The sequence below is a fragment of the Thalassobacterium sedimentorum genome (assembly GCF_031127905.1).
GTDB lineage: Bacteria > Verrucomicrobiota > Verrucomicrobiia > Opitutales > Coraliomargaritaceae > Thalassobacterium > Thalassobacterium sedimentorum.
The window spans coordinates 1-20,349 of the sequence record NZ_JARXIC010000030.1 but is presented as its reverse complement, the minus strand read 5'-3'; the positions used below and the strand labels follow the sequence as shown (position 1 = coordinate 20,349).

At 51.4% G+C, this 20,349-nt stretch carries 12 protein-coding genes; 3 read left to right on the top strand and 9 right to left on the bottom strand.

Going from position 1 to position 20,349, the window contains the following annotated elements; all coding sequences use genetic code 11:
* Positions 1–88: 88 nt before the first annotated feature.
* The 3 genes from QEH59_RS14795 to QEH59_RS14785 all read right to left on the bottom strand — a co-directional run bounded on the left by QEH59_RS14795 (position 89) and on the right by QEH59_RS14785 (position 2,864).
* Positions 89–730: a type II secretion system protein gene (locus QEH59_RS14795; protein ID WP_308986158.1), complete on the bottom strand. Its 642-nt coding sequence runs from the start codon at positions 728–730 to the stop codon at positions 89–91.
* A 93-nt stretch (positions 731–823) separates the two neighbouring features.
* A complete protein-coding gene (locus QEH59_RS14790) occupies positions 824–1,675 on the bottom strand; it encodes a hypothetical protein (RefSeq protein ID WP_308986157.1) in 852 nt (283 codons plus the stop codon).
* Positions 1,676–1,742: 67 nt separating this feature from the next.
* Entirely contained in the window at positions 1,743–2,864 is a 1,122-nt protein-coding gene (locus tag QEH59_RS14785; RefSeq protein WP_308986156.1) for a substrate-binding domain-containing protein, read from the bottom strand.
* A 90-nt stretch (positions 2,865–2,954) separates the two neighbouring features.
* Between QEH59_RS14785 and QEH59_RS14780 the strand changes: the two genes are divergently transcribed.
* The gene (locus tag QEH59_RS14780) at positions 2,955–3,608 is read left to right on the top strand and encodes a transposase (protein ID WP_308986155.1); all 654 of its coding nucleotides are present in this window, start codon (positions 2,955–2,957) and stop codon (positions 3,606–3,608) included.
* Positions 3,609–3,763: 155 nt separating this feature from the next.
* Here QEH59_RS14780 and QEH59_RS14775 read toward each other — a convergent pair whose 3' ends face one another.
* From QEH59_RS14775 to QEH59_RS14765, 3 genes are read right to left on the bottom strand one after another with little or no spacing between them, the layout of a single operon-like run.
* Complete coding sequence (locus tag QEH59_RS14775; protein ID WP_308986154.1) at positions 3,764–5,695, bottom strand: hypothetical protein; 1,932 nt, start codon at positions 5,693–5,695, stop codon at positions 3,764–3,766.
* Positions 5,670–6,053, bottom strand: coding sequence for a hypothetical protein (locus QEH59_RS14770; RefSeq protein ID WP_308986153.1), 384 nt, complete (start codon positions 6,051–6,053; stop codon positions 5,670–5,672). The genes QEH59_RS14775 and QEH59_RS14770 overlap by 26 nt, the downstream gene beginning before the upstream one ends.
* Before the next feature lie 43 nt (positions 6,054–6,096).
* Positions 6,097–7,722, bottom strand: a complete 1,626-nt coding sequence (locus QEH59_RS14765) for an ATP-binding cassette domain-containing protein (RefSeq protein WP_308986152.1) — start codon at positions 7,720–7,722, stop codon at positions 6,097–6,099.
* Between the two features lie 32 nt (positions 7,723–7,754).
* On the opposite strand from QEH59_RS14765, the gene QEH59_RS14760 reads away from it, so the two are divergent.
* A complete protein-coding gene (locus QEH59_RS14760; protein ID WP_308986151.1) occupies positions 7,755–8,447 on the top strand; it encodes a hypothetical protein in 693 nt (230 codons plus the stop codon).
* A 450-nt stretch (positions 8,448–8,897) separates the two neighbouring features.
* Here the strand turns inward: QEH59_RS14760 and QEH59_RS14755 are convergent, their stop codons facing one another.
* From QEH59_RS14755 to QEH59_RS14745, 3 genes are all read right to left on the bottom strand, one after another.
* The gene (locus QEH59_RS14755) at positions 8,898–10,508 is read right to left on the bottom strand and encodes a proprotein convertase P-domain-containing protein (protein ID WP_308986150.1); all 1,611 of its coding nucleotides are present in this window, start codon (positions 10,506–10,508) and stop codon (positions 8,898–8,900) included.
* Positions 10,509–10,673: 165 nt separating this feature from the next.
* Positions 10,674–12,506 (bottom strand): TlpA family protein disulfide reductase, encoded by a 1,833-nt coding sequence (locus tag QEH59_RS14750; protein ID WP_308986149.1) that lies wholly within the window; start codon positions 12,504–12,506, stop codon positions 10,674–10,676.
* 695 nt (positions 12,507–13,201) lie between these two features.
* Positions 13,202–13,873 (bottom strand): spermine/spermidine synthase domain-containing protein, encoded by a 672-nt coding sequence (locus QEH59_RS14745; protein ID WP_308986148.1) that lies wholly within the window; start codon positions 13,871–13,873, stop codon positions 13,202–13,204.
* Positions 13,874–14,225: 352 nt separating this feature from the next.
* Between QEH59_RS14745 and uvrA the strand changes: the two genes are divergently transcribed.
* Positions 14,226–20,063, top strand: a complete 5,838-nt coding sequence (gene uvrA, locus QEH59_RS14740; protein WP_308986147.1) for an excinuclease ABC subunit UvrA — start codon at positions 14,226–14,228, stop codon at positions 20,061–20,063.
* Positions 20,064–20,349: the final 286 nt, after the last annotated feature.

Genomic DNA, 20,349 nt, shown 5'->3' with positions numbered 1-20,349 from the left:
TAAAGATAGGCCCAAAAGCCCCCAAAGCAAATAGTGCTAAATTTCATAATAATTATACCAGGTAAAAATTACGCTCTTTTGCGTAATTTTAATGATCATCCAACTGAGAATAATCCCAAGCTGTCATACCGGAGGTTTCAGAACGCCCAATCCAGCTGACGCTACCATCAATACGCACGACATACATACCTTCACCACTCCAGTTATCGACTCCGTTATAAATGGCATCCCACCAATACGCACTATCATGGAATACGACACGGCTCGCGGGGAAGATCCCACTGGAGACTCGAGCTTCCGCAATATCTTGATTCATGTAATAAGTGCATGCTCCACTGGAATTCGCAGGCCCCATCGCTTTATACTTCTCATATTGCTTCTCGTTTGACCCAGGTGAAAGCAACAATTCAGGCGTACTAATCTTTGGATCATTTAAGAAATCAAGGTAAGGCAAGATTGAACCCATATTGACAAACTGGGAATTAGCTCTCCAGAAGTGAGGGTTCACACTACCAGGAGGACCGACCCCATTGTTGTCAGATAAATAGAGTTGCAAGGCGACTCCCAACTGACGCAAGTTGGAAGCCCCTTTTACGCGTAAGCCTCGTTCCTGAATACGAGCAGTCATCGGGATTAATATGGCGGAAAGAATAGTAACAATTGCAATAACTGCAAGTAGTTCAATCAAAGTAAAGCCAAGCCTTCCAACCTTCGTAGTTTCCGCCTTCATGGAATTATATTTCCTCATATAGCTGCATAGCTATCGGCATCATGCGTAATCGCACAAACCAAAGCTGATTAAGGATTAGAATGAGCTTCTAAATTATCGACGATTGCGGCGCAGGATCGAGGTTCCAACAACAAAACAAAAAGCAACTACAGACATCATCATCGATGAACTCATTGGCTCTGGAATAGAAGACACAGACCATTCGTCAAAATAACCAGTCTGGCCTACTCCCGAGGCGGAAACTCCAAAACCTGCATATGCCGTATTTGCATCGGTAAATAGATTAGTGGTGCCCCAGTCATATTCCACACCATCTAGAGTAAAGTCATAAATATCTCCAACATTTCCAGTTTCGCTTCCACTAATATCGACATTAAAGGATATAGTATGCCATGCACTGGCATCCCAAACCCCAGAATAATCCAGAGTCGCAGCTGGATTACCAGTTGAAGACGTGGCACCTTGCCAAAGAAGCAACCGCCCCGAGTCTGGATTCACAAAAACACCATACATATTTGACATTGAATCGGCTGACCCCGAAGGCAATGAGCTCCAAAAACCCAAATAGACACCACGGCCTGTACGAGCTGGTGAGTTATTCGTCAACGTATTCATATGGAAGACTGTCGAAATATTCAGTTGTTCGGGCTTAACAAAGCCACCACCATCCGCAAGAGAGACAGCCCCCCCCACATTTGTTTGCATCATTGCATAGTTAGGATCACCAACACTAACCGCCGTAGAATAGCTACTCCCCGTGGATACTTTAGTATAATTACGGCTATCTATAGTTGCGATATTAGGGGTACGGTTGAAATTCACATTCCCCTCTGTTGAAAAATCATCACTTATAAGAACTTCAGCCTGTGAATGGGCAGAAAATACTAAATTAGAAACAATGACTACCGCAGTTAAGGTAAGTTTTTTTATGGAGTATACGCACATATTATGTATTGATTTATTTATTTTTTTGGGGAGGGGTTAAAAAGCTAGATTCGAATTCACCACAGCACTAACCAGCACTATCTCGAACAATCAGATTGACAGGCAGCACGATCTCTTCGGGGTCACGAGTAGAATCATGGATGCACTCAACCAAAAGCTCAGCAGCAGCTTCACCTAATTCACGCATAGGGTTACGGACCGTCGTTAGAGATGGCTTTCCATTAGCAGCCGCCTTAATGTCGTCGTAGCCAACAATCGAAATATCCTCAGGCACACGAATATTTCGCTTAGCTAGCTCTTTAATACAAGCTAGAGCGAAGTAATCATTAACGCAGACAAAAGCATCAGGCCGTGGATCTTGAGCTAAAAGATGGTCTAAAATATCAGATAAGGAATCTTCAATTGGCATAGTAGGAGAAACCTGAACAAGTTCCCCCAAGAGCTTACGATCATATAAAACACCATGATCACTCAAGGCATCACGAAAGCCCTCAAATCGAGAGGCAACACTATACACACTCTTCCGATTTCCGATCCAAGCAAGCCGTTGGCGCCCCTGCCTAAGCAAATAGCTAGTCGCCTCAAATGCTCCTGCATAGTCATCAGATGTCACGGAATTAAACTTAATTCCTGGCACCCAACCAACGAGTACCAGAGGAAAATTATCCACCTTCAGTTGAACGAGTTTCTCCAACATATCGCCATGGTCGACAGGAAAGACAATCGCTCCATCCAACGGAAGATCCATCAAATGCGAAATACTGTCGATTTCTTGCTGTGCATCACGCCTCGAATCAAAAAGAACAGGTCGAATCAATGATTCACCCTCCTCACTCAACTTTGCAAAAACATCCTGAATACTCGCTACAAGTGCATGGGTAAACTCATCGTCAATACTAGGCAACACAACCCCGACAGACAACGGCTTACCTTTTCGTTCTGCCACGAAAATCCCGCGACCAGGGATAGAAAAAAGCAAGCCATCGCGGATCAAAGCATTAACGCCTTGACGTATAGTCAAGTGATTAATCCCTCCGAGCATTTTACAGAACTCCTTGCGAGGTGGCAGCGCATCTCCAGGCATAAAACCACCTGCCTCAATCTGAAGACGCAACCACTGCTCAACCTGCCGATGAAGGGGCAAGGATGATGCAGAGTCTCTGACAAATGGAGGCAACGATTTCTTCATGTATATACCAGTATATACTAGTATGTTTCCGAAAGAGTCAAGCACTTATACTTTAATTAAATTTCATAAAAGTCGTAAGATACACAAGTAATGAGAAACTGCCTGGAAGCACGTGCGCTCAATTATATTATTGCGGTGCGCTGTTACCCGAACATCAAGCGCAGTATTTACGGACTCAAAAATTGGGTGGAGATTTGCGATGGCATTGATGTTTGCGAGTTTATCCACTACTCTGCGCAAAAAGGAGCCAAGCCGCGTCGGCACTTTGTGGTGCGTAAACGTATTGAACGACGCCCCGAAGCCGGAGGAAAGCTGCTGTTCGAGGATTTGCCGGAGTATCGTTACAGCAGTTGTGTTACGAACTTAGAGCTGCCCGTCGTTCAAATCTGGAACCTCTACAATGGCCGTGCTGATTACGAAAACCGCATTAAAGAACTCAAGCAGGACTTCGGCTTGGAGAGCTTCTGTTTAAAAGACTTCTGGGCAACTGAAGCCTCTTTCAGATGGATCATGGTCGCCTATAATTTAATGATGTTTTTTCAACATGCGCGACTCAATCAAGGCAGGATCAGAACCTTGAAAACGCTCAAATCCCAATGCTTTGCAATAGGAGCGTGGACTTCTGATCATGCGCGTAAAACGGTCCTAAAGCTATCTTTGCCGCACAAAAAACGACCGTGGATGGACGCCATTGCTCGGAATATCGAACAGTTAAACTTCCCGATTCAGTTTTCTAATGCATAATCCGGGTTCAAGGAAACTAGGGATTTCAAGCGGGCAGTATTGAATCCCCCTAAGGACAAGCAAATTCAACGGGTGGTCGAGGCGGAGACCGCAAGTAGGCGATGATGTAAAATGGCGAGAAGCGATATCAGATTAACTCAGACTGGTAATCTGCGTTATTCCTGCGCTCTCAATCCTGCCATCAGCGCCTCAGTTTCTCGCTGGATGCCTTGTCGACAGAGGCGACTCACGGGATAGATGTCTTGTGCGGCCAAATAAGCGGCCAGTGCCCCCGCGTGGTGTCCATCCTCAGCTTGCTGTTCCGCACGATCGAGCAACAAAACAAAATCCGCCACCCGCGGTGCGAGTTCGGCCCGGGCTTGATTCATGGGGCCGTCGCTTCGATCTATTTTGGCGGCTTCCACCAATAACTCCCACGCGGCATAGGCTTCGCCTTGCTTGACCAGTTCCTCGCTTTGACTGACCAGTAAATCGATACGAGCCACTTGCTCCACCACTTCCATCAGCAGCGGACGTCGTTGTGTGTCCTCTGCCAGCGCAAAGCCTAAGTCCATACGACGCTCATAAATACCACGGCGATCCATGCGTTTGTAGAGGTCATCAAAGATCTGCACACCTTGTGAGCCGGCAGTGGCCAACTTAGTGGTCTCCTGTTGAAATTCGCGAATAGAGGGGTTCGACGGCCAAATATCAATTGCGGTCTGCAGCTCAGAACGTGCCTTATCGATATCGCCTAAGTTACGATACTGCGAAGCCGCAAAGACTGCCATATCACTCATGCTTTTGGCCGTTTCAACCGAAGAAAGCACACGGTTCTTGGGGAAATCTTCGGCCAGTTTGGCAATATTGACCGCGAGTTCGGAGACACCGTCGTAGTCTTTCGCCTCCGCCAACTCGCCGGCCTCGATCAGCCCACGATAGAGGTCCAACATGTGACGACGCTGCGGCGTGGGAATCCTATTCAGCTCCGTCAAATACTCCCCCAGGAAAAAGACTTCCTGCAAACGTTCGAGGGCGATGAGATTACGGTTCTCATTGTAAGCGGCATTCACCGCTTCGACACCTTTGTTCACATCGTTGATCGCCTCGCGGGCAATAAATGTCATACTGTCGACTGTGAAAGCGAGATCGCTCCCGGGAATAAACTCTTGAAGTTGCTCCTTACCGACTTCCAGCGCTTGATGGGAGCCCTTGAAAATAGATTGGTAAAAGCCAGCCAGCACCAGCGCGTGCTCAAAGCGGCGCTGGATCATGAAACTCACGATTTGACTTTGAAATTGAAGCTTCGCCTGCAAGCCGGTCATCGCCGACTGTGTTTCCAAGGCTAGAATCTTAGCTTCCGTCTCGGCCAGATCGAGCATGCGGAAGGCCGCTTCCGAAGTGACCGCTTCGGTATCGCCAGAGGCCTGAGCATCAGCATTTCCCTGCCCATCGACTCTGGTCTCCCGCAGACGCTTCTCGCGCAGGCTCTTCAGCGCCATCGCTCGATTGGCCACGATCTCTTGCTGGTATTTACGAACCTGCTGCAGTTCACGCTGATTCATACTCACACCGCGACTCTCTTTGCGGATGCGCCATGCATTGAACACTTGATTCGCGACGATGGTGCTATTGCCCCCATCCAGATCGAAGCGTGACGCGCGGAACAGAAGCTCCCAAGTATCGAGAATGGCATCGTCACTATTGTTATTAGAAACCGATAGACGCTCGATGATGTCTCCCATCAACTGCGCATACTGCTCCTCTTCCTCAGTCGGTGAGGCCAGCAGAAAGCGCTCAAAGCGAGAACGAAAGGCGCGCTGTTCCGACAAGTTAAAGTTCTTTCCCTTCCACTCGAAGCTACCGTTTTCGAAATCCATCGAGTCGCTACTGGGATCGAAGACACGGTTCGCCATTTCCAGAAAGGCATTGCTCTCAAATATTCCGCCGGCCGGCGCCGACGCGTTCGCCTGCGCGGGCTGCGACTGCGGCGTAGTAGTGGCTCCCCCGTTAACAGGAAAACCGCCTTGCGCCGACAGCCATAGCGGCAGCAGCGAAAGAGTCATATAAGATACCAAACGACTAGTATTTGCGCAATGCTTCCACATAGATGAGCCCTTCTTGTTCGATGATGACCTCTAACTCGTAGCGTTGGCCGACATGTAAGTTGTCACCCACAGTTTCTGGCACAAATACCGGCAGGCGCGCATCACTGCCCTCCACCACCACGGCAAGCACACGACCGAGCCCCTTTTCCCACTTCAGCTGCTCATTGATCTGAGCGCGTAACACGTAGCGATTCCCCAAGAAATCCCCCGGTTTCTGTAAATAGTGATTGATCGGAAGCGTTTCCAAATCGGAGCGTTGGCCACCACTGCAAGCAGCGAGCAGACTAGCCGTCCATAAAGCAAAAAATAAGCTAGCAAGTCGATAGAATCGGCGGTGTGGGGGTAAGCAAAGGAGCATGTAAAATGGCATCGTAGCGAAATCGCAAAAGTTTCAACTAGAGTTAATTCCAGCGTTTTCGCTGGCAACCCCAAAAGACCATGGCGGCGCCAACCAGAAAGTGCAGCAGGAGAACAGTGGCCGCCAGCCCAGGCGAAGGGATCCACTCGTTGGAGTCGACCCGGTAGGCGTCGTAGAGACGAGTGGCGCGCATGGACCCGAAATAGCCGGCCCAGCCCCAATAGGCGTTAATAAAAGGACGACACAGCCAAACCAGCATGTCGGGCAGCGCCAGCACGATGCCCGACAGCGGCAGCTGAAAGCCGACCAAATAGACTGACAAGAGCGAAGCCTTGTCTGCCGAGTTAAAGATCGCAGAAAAACCGAGGCAAATGGCCGTCATCGACACACAGCTCAACACCAGCACGCACGCCTGCGGCAAAGACGCACCCGGGAACTCACAAATATATTTAACAAAGCCCATCATCCACAGCCCCTGCAGCACCGCGATCAGCGAGGCAAAGATCAACTTGCTCGACGCGTAGGCCGTGGCACTCAGCCCGGCAAAGCGCTCTTTTTCAAAAATCTGCCGCTCCGCAGCAATCTCGCGGGCTCCATTATTACTGCCCATCAAAGTCAGTAAAATCACTTGAAATAGAATTAAGCCGGTCACCAAGGAGGCCATCTCCAAGGCATCGACTCGGTAGCGCAGGCTCGCCTCCATCTGCGCGACTGCCCCGCCTACAGAGCCCATGGCGATTCCACGTAATTGTGGAATACCATCCCAAGCGAAAATCGTCACCAGCAATGGAAAGCCCAAGGTGATCGCGAGTGTCAGCAGCCAGTAGCCCCGATCTCGCTTAAAGAGTTGCGCCCGCCGTTTCAGCAAAGTCCAGGTTTGCTCAAGCGCGCTGGGTGGTAAAGGCGCCACTACTGCCGCGATGGGCTCGGCAGGCTCAATGGCAGCCGACTCCGACGCCCATCGTTCACGCCAATGTTCAATCGGGTGCTCGTTGAGTTGATCGTAAAGGTGGAGGGCATCAGGAATTCCAAAATAAGCGTTCATCGCGCCGAGCGCTCCCTGAAAAACAACTGCGCCCTCATAAACGACAGTGATCCAATCAAACACATCCAACTTGGCCAAATTATGAATAATACAAATAAAGGTCTTCTCTCGCTCATCGCGCAGACGCTGCAACACCGCAAGAATTTGATCCTCCGAACGAGGATCCAGCCCACTGGTGACCTCATCACAGACCATACACTGCGGATCGCCCACCAATTCCAGCCCCAAGCCCAAACGCCGGAGTTGCCCCCCGCTCAAGTCAGAGACGCGCTTCTCACGATGCTCTGCCAGCCCGATGCGATGCAAAATCTCCTCCAAGCGCGCAGCCTTCACCGCCCCCTCACGCACACAAAGATCCAGCGCATAGCAGAGCGCTTCCTCCACCGATAGTCGTTCGTGCGCAATACTAAACTGAGGCGCAAATGAAAGCTTGCCCAATAGATCCGAACTCTGGAGCACTGGCTCGCCCCCATAGCTGATCGCCCCCTCACTCGGTAAAATGCCCAACATCGCTTTGACCAAAGTCGTTTTACCACAGCCCGACGGCCCGATCACCGCATTCAAGCCCTTCGGCTTAAAGACCGCCGTAGCACGATCGAGAATACGCACATTTGCGGGCTGCATTTCGACGGTAAGATCCTGACAAGCTAACATTATTGAAACAAATTACCTTTGCCCACGATCAAAAGGCCAGCATTTTGATCCCTATGTTGCCATTACCAAAAATCCTGCCCGCCCTACTGCTCACGATCTTCACCTGTCAACTGTCTGCCATATCCGTCACGACCCGCGGCATCAAAAATCCCGCAATCTACGGCATCGAATTCCCCGGCGACGCACGCGCCTACTATGGCAGCCAAGCAAATATTCAATCCATCTCCACCCAAGAGTATATCACCGCCAATTTTCGCGTCACTGAGCTCAATATTGTTACCCAAGGCACCGCCCTGCTACGCATTTACCACAGTCGCCCCTTACACATCGGCGAACTGCAACAAGCAATGAGCAACGGAATCGACGCGGCCGGCACCCCCAGCGGCTCCTCGATCATTCAGCGCCCACTCCCAGCCCAAGTGCAAGCCATGGCCGACCGCGCCGCCGGCATCACCGACGCCGTCACAGGCACCGAAGTGATAAAAGAATACCCGATCGCCACTCACGCACACACCATCGAGTATCGTATCGGTAGCCGCAAAGAACTGCTCGAACTTCACGATCAACTCAAAAAGCACTGGCTCAAAGAGCCCGCCTACTACGAAGGCGGCCAGATAGTCGACGAAGCCGACGCCACCAGTAAAGAAATGAAGCCCCGCCACCTCGGCGGCACACTGTTTAAGGTTGAACAATAAGCTCATGAGACGCTGTAAATCAGCAGCATGAAAGTTTTCATCTCTGATTGGCTCATTTCTTTCTTTTTCGACATTCTGAGCTTAAAACAGCTCAGCTTGCCAAAGTACAGATTCATCTGCAATTAACTAAATTAAAATCACAACTAATTCACCGCACTTTTAATCACACCCCACCCTCGCCCTAAGCATTCTCTTCAACACGGAAGCCCAATTCTGCATCAATCTTCAAACTCAATACGACCTACGCCAGACGAGACTCGAAAAAGAGTCCGAGATGCTCGAACGCATCCAATCATTTCACATGATTTCCATCGCCGAAAATCAATCGACCTACAATTCGAACGAATGAATCTTAAAATTTACAGCCACACTACGTTGCCGTTCCACGGCCAATTATAAGCATAACAACGTAACTTCATGTTCAGCCCGGACTCCTCCTTCTAAGTGAAACTATTCGCTCGGAGGGAGGCTCAGATTTAAACGATAAAACGAGGTCGCAGCAGGGTTCGAAACTTCGACGAAGCATCTCATGCGATCATTGAGGTCTTCCATGCCAGTATAATTGACCACAGACCAATCACTCAGGTTTGTCGAAGACTCGATAAGATACTGAACATCTGCTCCCACCGATCCAGGTGAATTGAACGAGACCTCGACCCCCGTCCCTTTTGGTTCGACCTGAAAACTGCTGCCAGAGTCGCCCAAGGCATACTGTTGCAACAAGCTGGTTCCAGTATTCAGACGCTGTTCTGGATCGACGTCAGCGGGATAGCCGTGCTCAACTGCCCATTCAGAAAAAGAAAATTGAGGCTCCAGAAAGTGTAAAGACCAACTGTTCAAAATGCCTTGATCTCCCTCCTTGTTATCACCGATAAGCAGTTTCCACTTCCCCACGATATTCTCGCCAGCAAATCCCACAACTGGTGCATTAATCATGATGATATCATCATCCTCGCCATCACGATAACTTCGTATATTAATTATCTTATAAGAAGGTGACATTAAATATATAGTTAAATCTCCAATGTAATCATGTGAAATATTAAGATTGATCGACAACTCACTCACCGTTCCCAAAGTAGAACCGGATACTACCAGCGGAAATTCTTCCAATTGATTGGATACAGCTCCCCCCCAATTATCCGGAATCGGCAATGGTAGTCCAACCGCACTAAAAGACCCCCTGACACGCGAAGGAGCTGGCAAAGTAACAAAAAGTTCGAAGGTATTGGAAACTGTCTCACCATTCTCATTCGCTAATACGGCGACGTATTCGCCGGCATCGGATGGCGACAAATTTTGCAAGTTCAACGTAAGACCCGAACCAACGACAAGCCCATCACGAACCCGCTTCCATGTCGTCGTATATGCTCCAGTCGCCAAGCCGACAGTCTGAACAGTGATGCTCCCTCCGATTTCGCGTATTTTAAAGGCTGGAGGCTGTTGCAAGAATATTGGAGGGGAATCTGAACTCACGAGCGGAGCTTCGACCCCATTGATTACATTACGAAAATAAGTTGAACCGTAATACCCCGAATCATGATGTAAAATCTCCCATTGTTGGTGCGACGGCGAATCCGCCACCCCATTGATAATGACGAAGAGTGGAATTCCTCCGCGACTATAGTAACTTTGGATCGCGTTTGAAGTATCATCTAACACCAACTCCGTCCCAGAACTCTCAATTAGTGCATTGGTCCCGTCAGGTTGGTCTAAGATATTCAAGGAAATCACTTGAACTGGAATACCGTCTGCATTTCCTCCCCTCTCTCTAAAATATTTTTGAACATTCTCCTCAATGTCCGGCATCGAAGTTTGGCACGGTGCACACGACCAGTAAAAGAAATCGAGCACGATAATGTGCCCCTCATAGTCCGAAAGGCTCACATTCTCGCTACCTTCCCAAATTGGTAGGGTAAAATCTGGTGCGAGTTCTCCAGTTCGATCCACGTAGTCGACTGCATCTGCAGTCAACTGGCCCAATTGAGCTATCGCGATAGCGAAGATCACAAGCTTCATGTTAAATACCAGCTTTTGGCTGAGTTTTAGAATCCTACTCATTTAAGACCGTTATCTCGACCTTAACCATGATGCAATAAAAATAGGCTGTTCCCCCCAGTCGAGCGACTGAATTCCGACTCAACACGAGACACACCGCTTCATACAATTGAATCTGCGAAAAACACTCAGCAATGACTGAGCCCTCACGACATGCTTACAAAATCCTCAGAATTCGAAGCTAAGTGCAAACTCAAGCTGAACCCAATCACGGTCTTGATAGAGATTCTCAAACTGCCAAGAATTTGGACTCACTGGCTCATACCGACTTTGATAATGATAGGCGGCAAGACTTATCGCCACGCGTTCCCAGACTTTAGCTACGCGTCCACCAAATCGAAATGAACTCAACTCAGGGGATTCTGTCGAGACGGCCCCAGGATCTACAACCAAACCATTATCCTCATAATAGCGCATAGAAAGTCCAAGAAACCACGATTCCTCCCAGTCGTAATCAATCGCACCAGTGACTGACAGTGCGTGGAATGCGTTCCCTTCCGTCACACCGATGGCGCGTAGCGATGCAACCCAACTGTCACCCAAAACCTGAGACACAGTTAGATCACCGGTCCATCGTGAATCACGGTCAGTCGTGTCGTCCAGCCCGATGCGAGCTATAATACGTGTGCGCTCTGTTGCGATCCAATCTGATTCAAACCCGAAACTAGCGGTCTTTAACGACTCATTTCCGACCTCAGTATCAATACCAAACACAGGTTCAAATGTAACTACTCGCGAATACGACGGTGCGATCTCGTCCCATCGATATCCGACACTCAAGGTTAATTTCAATTGGTTCTCCCAAAAAAGCCAATCCCCCAGAAGCGAAACAAATACCGAATGCGGATCTGGGTTGGAGTAAGCGGGGTCACCGTCAAAATCTTGACGATAAAACTCAGCCAGCCAAAGAGAGCGGTAATCCTGGTAACCTTCGCCGCCCCCCACAGACAAAGACGCCGTGTTGTGTTCACCGATCCAAGCTGCCGTTGATGTATAACTCCAGTTATCCCGATCCAGCTCCTCAGAATGACCGAATATAGACTTAGAAGATGGCTCGTAATCGACCTGTATCTGACCAAGTGAAAGCAATTGAGTCAGACGGATCGACTCCATCTGCAACTCCCATTGAAAATCGCTTTGCAAGATGCGAATGTCATCAGTTTCCATATACTCCGTAGCCTGATCAAAGCGCTGAAAAATGAGCTTGGCACCTGTCGCATCGACAACAGTTTCGGGCTCGACGGAACCACTGGCGACCTCGGACAGCACATCCAACTGAGGAAAAAGACCGTCCGACGCGGCCACAATTGATTCTGGCGGGGCATACTCAGGTAAAGTCGTGTCTAATACCTCTCGACTCGCAAGTAAGCCGGTAGTGAGAACCTCATTTTCGTCTTCAAGCAATGCCTTCGGTTTAGAAAAATCAGGTGTCGCTACGTCCTCACTGATCAACTGTGGCAGATTCAACTGCTGCCTTAGCGCATCAATCGCCTCACGCAACCCAGAGCCATCTTTCATTCCCAACTGGCGAAAAGAGACCTCCCGATGCTGCCCCTCACTTTCAGGGGTCAAAACAACGATAAAAGGGAGTCCGCCAGAATCAAAACTCTCAAACATAGCTCCCTCTAGATCCTCATAGGCAACTTCCAACTCAGCTCTTTCCAGAAATCGAGCCAGTTGACTTGGTCGACGCTGATCGACATTGACCGCAAGCACGACGACTGTGGGATCACTCGACGAACGAGCATAGTGTTGCCTTATCTCTGAATCAACAAGTCGAGAGGTGCCAACGCAAGGCGCGCACCAAGGGGCAAAAAAATCTAGAACCAAAATCGCATCTGGGTGATCTGATGAACGAAATTCAGCACCCTCCCCAATCGATGCAAAAGTGAATGATTCAATATAATCTTCATCTGCCAAGCACAAGGTATGGCCGAACAATGCCAGCAATACTATTCTAAGTGCGGACAAAGGAAAGCTAACAGTTAAAAGCTGCTTCATTTACAAGAAGAGCATCCCCCTGCCCCACCTTGAATCCCTCCAGAACCGGGCTCCGTCTGAACTAGCAATCTTGAATCTGGATTAAAAATAAAGCCTCGCGCTAGTGACACGTTCGGCTTGGAAACTAATCCTTGCTGGGAAATCGGAACGCTTTTACAGCCGCCAAGCAACAATGACAAGCCAGCTAGCAGGAGCAACTTGAGAAGCTGACAATGGTATCCAGCCTCTCCCTTACAGGCGAGAATAATCTGACTGGGTGACTTACGCATAACGTAAACTTCGCGGATCAAAGATGTTATAGTCGAGCCCAAAATATTCGGAAGTCAGAATAGAAAAAGAACTACAGATACGCACGGCAGCAACTGAATTGGAGGAATACATCTGCGAGAAAATTCCCAGTGCTGGAATGGGAGCGCCTGCCAAACAGTCGTCTCGATGAGACGCCCCTACCGAATCGGCCAATGTGTGAAGAATCTAAAGTAGGCGCCCTAGAAACGTCGGACGCGATGGCTTACGAACGGCTGCGAACATTCAACATCGAATGGAGGTGTGCCTTTGAATGATATGATACGGGCACGCGACAGCGCAAGACAGGGCGGCGGAGCCAACCCTGCTACGTAAATGAACCGCCGACTCTCCACTGCCTACGGGCTGAACCTCGGACGTTTGCTACTTTCTACTGGCCCCGCGGTCGGCTACTTGTCCGCCACGTAGATGACGTAAGCCGCACGCTTGGAGCGTTCGTGGACTTTAGCTCGGATATGACCGACACGGAAGCCGACTTTTTCCATGCGTGCTTTAAAGTGTGGATCATCGCCCGCCGACCAAAAAGCAGCCCGCCCACCGGGTTTTAAGTGCTTACGCACTGCGCGCAGTCCCTTGTGTGAATAGAGCGAGTTATTACTCTCCTTCACCATGCCCGTTGGCCCATTATCCACATCCAGAATCATGGCGTCATAACTTTGCGCCTCACCTTCCCGAATGCGAGCGACCACATCGGCCTCGATCACATTCACCCGTGGATCGTCTAACAGCGCTCCATTCAAGTCTTTAAGGTATTCCCGATTCCACTCCACCACCTTTGGCACCAGCTCCACTACGTCGACTTGCGCATCGGGTCCCAAGCCGGCCAGAACAGTGCGCAAAGTAAAGCCCAGCCCCAAGCCACCGATCATCACCTTCGGCTGAGGTGCTTTAACAATCGTCTCAATCCCCATCTTCCCCAGTAACAGTTCAGATGCCGATGCCTTCGAGTGCATGAGCTCCTGACCTCGGAAACTAATGGAATAGGCACCATCGTGCTCATACAACGACATAGGTGCCCCATCAGGCGTGGTCGACTCAGCGATTAAAATTCGTGGCTTCATAGCCGCAGAGAGCGTGCTTTAAAAGGCGAACTGGCAACTGTAAAGCGAAGGGAACGTCGAACATCCAACGTCCAACATCTAATGTTGAATGTCACCACCTTATAGCACTTCCCGTCTCGCAAAAAAATGGCACATACCGTGATTTCCAGAACTAACTAATTCGCAGTGAATGGCTTCTGTTTCCTGACTTCCGACCTCCAACTTCCGTCCTCCGTCCTCCGAATTAAGAATAAAATGGGCGCACTCGTCTCCTTATCCAAAATTGGACGTTCACCCCGCCCCGACAAAAATATTCAAATATGTTCATCTGGGATTCGACCTCTGCAAAATAATGCTCAAAGTTCCACTATTCATGCCCACAAAAAAAGAATACATCCAGCTGCGCGGCGTCCGCCAAAATAATCTGAAAGGCTTCGACCTCGATCTACCGATCGGTGAACTGACGGTGGTCACTGGCCTGAGTGGTGCCGGCAAGTCCTCCTTGGTCTTTGAGACGCTGCATGCGGAGGGGCAACGCCGCTACGTGGAGACTTTTTCCCCTTATACGCGGCAATTCATGGATCTGCTGGACCGGCCGAAGGTGGACAGCGTGCACAATATCCGCCCCTCTATCGCGATCCAGCAATCCAACACGGTCAAGACCTCGCGTTCCACGGTGGGCACCATCACGGAATTGGCCGACTATTTTAAGGTCTGGTTTGCCAACGTCGCCACGCTCTACGACCCCGCCACGGGCGAACCAATCACCGACGAAAATCCACAGTCGGCCTGGAAAAAGCTTCTGGCGAAGTTCCCAGACCACACACTACTCCTCACCTTTCCAGTCGAGAAACCGGAAAATTTAGACTGGCAGGAAATCCTTAAAAATCTCAGCGGCCAAGGTTACACCCGCGTGCTACTTCGCAGTGGCCGCAGCGATGAGAACTGCCAACTCGAGCGCATTGATACACTCTTAAAGGACAAGGACACAGTTCCCGAGCTCCCCTCCCCCCTCTACGTCATTCAGGATCGTATCACAAAGCTGAATGCAGGCGCTCGCTCGCGCGCAATGGAGGCCTTGCAGACCGCCTTTGCTTTCGGACAGGGACAAATCGATATTTTTGATGCGGATGGCAAAGCCCTGGCCCATTTCAAGCATGGTCTCCGCTCGCCCGTCTCGGGGCAAAGCTTCCGCCCCGCCAGTCCTGCCTTGTTCTCTTTCAACTCCCCGCTCGGCGCCTGTGCGGAATGCCGCGGCTTTGGCCGTGTGATCGAAATCGACTATAAATTGGTGATCCCTGACCAAAGTCTCTCCATCGATGAGGGCGCCATTCGTGCATTTCAGGGGGAAGTGTATAGCGAAAGCTTACGTGATCTGCAGCGCGCCGCCAAGAAGCACAAGATCCGCACCCACATCCCTTGGTCAAAGCTCAACAAGAAAGAGCTCAAATTCGTGATGGAGGGTGAGCCCAACTATCGCGAAGACCGCAATCAATGGTATGGCGTGCATCGCTTTTTCGACTGGCTCAATAAAAACCTGTATAAGATGCACGTGCGGGTCTTTCTCTCCAAGTTCCGCAGCTATACCGAATGCCCCGAATGTCACGGCGCACGGTTAAAACCGGAGTCGTTGAACTGGAAATGGCAAGGCCACACCCTGCCGGATTTGTATCAGAAGAGTGTGAGCGAACTGCTCAGCTTATTGCTGGGAGTCCCGCCTTTAGGCGGCCATTCAGATTCTACACAGCCGCCTAAAGGCGGAACTCCGAACCTTAAACGTGATGGAACTGCCAGTCATCCCGACTCCGCGCTCTCTGGGATTCTGTCGCGACTCAGTTTTCTCGACCAAGTCGGCCTCGGTTATCTTACGCTCGATCGCAGTTCGCGCAGTCTCTCGGGGGGCGAAACCATGCGCGTCAATTTAACGTCCTGCCTCGGCTCTTCGCTGGTGGATACACTTTTCGTTTTGGATGAACCCTCGGTGGGACTGCACCCGCGCGACATGGATCGACTCATTTCGATCCTACGACGACTGACCGGCCTCGGCAACACCGTCGTCGTGGTCGAACACGACGAGGCAGTCATGCGCGCCGCCGACAACTTGATCGAAATCGGCCCCCGCCCCGGCGTCCACGGTGGACAGCTAAGCTTCAGCGGCAGCTTCGAACGTATCCTAGAATCGGATACCAACACCGGCCGCTATCTCTCTGGCCGCGAAACTATCGAGCTACCCCAAGAACGCCGCCTAGGCAACGCCCCACTCTCAAAGAGCCACTCTCCACTGCTATCCATCTACGGCGCGAGCAAGCACAACATCCACGAGCTCACGCTGCACATTCCGCAGCAAAGTTTCGTCTGTCTGAGCGGAGTCTCCGGCTCCGGCAAGAGCACTCTGCTCAACAATGTCATTTACCAGAATCTACTCGCACAAAAGGGGCTCACCGTCGAAGAGCCAGCCAGCATTCAAGACATCGAGTCCACACTCCCACTCTCGGAAGTGGTGCTCATCGACCAGAGCCCGGTAAGTAAAACTCCTCGCTCCAATCCTGCCAGTTATAGCAAGGCATGGGACGAAATTCGCAAGTGCTTCGCAAAGCTCGAAGCGGCTCAGGCCGCAGGCATGGGGCCCGGACATTTCTCTTTCAACAGTGGCGACGGACGTTGCGACACCTGCTCGGGGCTCGGCTTTGAACGGATCGAGATGCAGTTCGTCTCCGACATCTTCGTGCCCTGTGAAACCTGCGAGGGGAAGCGTTTTAAAGACGAAGTGCTGGAAATCGAATACAACGGCAAGAGCATCGCCGACATTCTTGATTTGGATATCGACGACGCGGTCGTATTCTTTGGCGACAACAAGAAGATCACTCGCTGCCTGCAGCCGATGATCGATGTCGGGCTCGGCTACCTCAAACTCGGACAGCCGCTCAACACCTTGTCGGGCGGTGAATCACAACGCCTGAAGCTGGTCAAATATCTCAGCAAACTATCCGCGACACCCTCCCCGCGCTCCGCTCGCCACACTCAGAATCATGCGATGATTCTAATCGACGAGCCCACCACCGGACTGCACCGAGCCGACGTCAAACGTCTGATCGGAGTACTGCAAAGTTTGGTCGATGCAGGCCACTCTTTGATCGTGATCGAGCACAACATCGACATTCTAAAAGTAGCCGACTGGATCGTCGAGCTCGGGCCCGAAGCGGGCTCTGCCGGCGGACAAATCATCGCGCAAGGCACACCCGAGCAAATCGCTGACACCGTCTGCGAAACCGCCAGCTACCTACGCGAAGCGCTGGGTGAACATCGTTCCGAGCGAAGCGACATGACCGGGCGCTTGGCGAACCGGATCACATCCAACGAGTTGATAGCTGCCGAAGCCGCCTCCTCATATAACATTCAAGATTCAATGTTGGACGTTGAATGTTCGAAGTTCCCAAATGCTTTGAGCATTCGCGGCGCACGCGAGCATAACTTAAAGAACGTCAGCTGCGAAATTGCGCACGGCCAGACCACCGTCATCACAGGAGTCTCCGGCTCGGGAAAATCCACGCTGGCCTTCGACATCGTGTTCGCCGAAGGGCAACGCCGCTTCATGGAATCGATGTCGGCCTACGCGCGTCAATTTGTGGAGCAGATGCCGCGCGCTGAAGTCGACGAGTTGAGCGGCATCGCCCCCACGGTGGCGATTGAGCAACGCGTCACCAAGGGGACCCGAAAATCCACCGTCGCCACCATCACCGAAGTGGCGCAATACCTACGGCTACTTTACGCACGCATCGGTATCCAACATTCCCCTACATCGGGCGAAGCGGTGGTCAGCCAAAGCGAATCCCAGCTGCAAAAGCGCTTGGATGCACTGCTAGACGAATACAAAGGACCGGGCTCAAGTTTCAAGATCGGACGCAAGCGCTTCGATGCACTCTACTTGTGCGCCCCGCTAATCCGCGGGCGCAAGGGGCACCACGAACCACTGGCCAACTGGGCACGCGAGCACGGCTACGAAATGCTACGCATCGACGGAAAAATCACCGAGCTGAGCCAATTCAAAAAGCTCGACCGCTACAAGGAACACGACATCGATCTCATCGTGACGGCGCTCTCCGCATCCGATGCCAAATCCAGCGCCCATCAGAGCTTAAAGGAAGCCCTCCGCCTCGGCAAAGGCAGCGCCTTCTTGCTTTCCAGCGAGGGCGAATTGCTCTCACGACTGTCCACCAAGCGCACCGACCTGGCGACCGGCGAGGCCTTTCCCGAACTCGACCCGAAGCACTTCTCCTGGAACAGCCCGCGCGGCTGGTGCCCCACCTGTCGCGGCTACGGGCAACTCTTTGAGTGGATGAGCCAGGAAGAAGAATCCAGCGTCGACCACCTGGACGACTTCGACGATGGCGAAACCTGCCCCGACTGCCATGGCGCCCGCCTGAACGAACTGAGTCGCGCCGTGCGCTTACCACTGAATGAACGTCGAACATCGAACATCGAACGCTCAACATCGAATAAGAAATCAAAGCATACAAAACTGGACCTTGGACGTTCGACGTTCGACGTTCCCCACTCTGTTTCACTCCCAGAATTGCTGAGCCTGACTCCTTCCAAGCTGCTAGGGGTACTCAAGCAAATTAAAACCAACAAGCGTAGTGAAACAGTGTTGAACGAGCTACTGCCCGAGATTGAGGAGCGCATGCGTTTCATGGATCGCGTCGGGCTCGACTACCTCGGCCTCGACCGTGCCACCGCCACCCTCTCCGGAGGCGAAGCGCAGCGCATTCGACTGGCCGCGCAGCTCGGCTCCAACTTATCGGGCGTGCTCTACGTGCTGGATGAGCCCTCCATCGGCCTACACGCCCGTGACAACGAAAAGTTACTCAGCTCGCTCAAGCAATTGCGTGCGCGCGGCAATACCTTGGTGATCGTCGAACACAACGAAGCCACCATGCGCCACGCCGATCAAATCATCGACCTCGGCCCCGCGGCAGGCATCCACGGCGGCGAAATTGTCGCCAGTGGCAAGCTAAGCAAAATTAAGAAAAGTAAACGCTCGCTGACCGCACAGTATTTGCGCCAACAAATGGCGCACCCACTCCGTGGCTCACACCGCGAACTGCCCGCCGCTTGGAGTCCGCGCAAGAAGAAAGGCAACGAGGCTTGGATTGCACTGCAAGGTGCCGCACTTCGAAACCTAAAAGGCTTCGATCTCGCCCTGCCCAAGCAACGACTCAATGTCGTCTGCGGCGTCTCTGGCGCAGGTAAAAGCACGCTGATCCGCGCGCTGCTCAAACCGCTGGTGGAAGCTGCGATTGAAACCAAGGCAGAGAAATTGACGCCGAAAGCATTGCATACGGAGGAACGTCGAACATCGAACATCGAACGTCGAACATCGAATAGTTTCAAGTCCCTTCAGGGCGCAGAAACGATTCGCAAGGTCATCGAGGTCGACCATTCTCCGATCGGCAAGACACCGCGCTCCACGCCAGCGACCTACATCGGCGCCTTCGACATTATTCGTGACATTTTCGCAAAGCTCCCCGAGGCCAATATGCGCGGCTACACCGCCGGCACCTTTTCCTTCAACACCAAGGGTGGACGCTGCGAAACTTGTAAAGGCGCGGGTCGAGTGAAACTGGAAATGAACTTCATGCCCGACACCCACGTCACCTGCGAAGACTGCAATGGACGCCGTTACGGAGCCGAGCTCGATGAGCTGCGCTGGAATGGCAAGAGCATCGCCGATGTTTTAAAAATGAGCTTCGAAGAGGCGGCCGAATTTTTCAGTTTCCACACCCAGCTTAGCAGTCTGATGCAGCTCATGGTCGAGACCGGACTCGGTTATATTGAACTCGGGCAATACTCGCCCACACTTTCCGGCGGTGAAGCGCAGCGCATGAAACTCGTCAGCGAACTCGCCAAGGGACAGCCAACGTTCAAAGAACGTCAATATAACAAAGGCCAGGGCAACCTCTACATTTTAGAAGAGCCCACCATCGGACTGCACCTCAGCGACGTCGAGCGCTTGATCGAGCTCCTACATCGCCTAGTGGACAAGGGCCACACAGTGGTGGTGATCGAGCACCACCTAGAAGTGATTAAAGACGCGGACTACATCATTGAAATCGGCCCCGACGGCGGCGAAGCCGGCGGAGAACTGATGTATCAAGGCGATGTCGCCGGGCTCAAAAATGTAAAAAACAGCGCCACCGCGAAGTTCCTATAATTCCAGATCTTCTAACAATTCCTAGGACATTCGAACTTAGCAGGAATGTTTCTGATCGACGCTCCCCAAGCTCGCCTCAAAATTAAATTTCGAGGGCGATCGGCATTTCCCCGGTTCTGAGAACCGAAGCTACGGTAAACATCTCCGTTAGGTTCAAGCTTTTTGCGAATTGGTACTAGTGTACCCTGCGTTTAGGTATCGTAAACAGTAATGTGTGTATAGCAAAAAGGTCCGCTTCATCTTTCGACAAAGCGGACCATAATACTGGCGATAACCTACTCTCGCA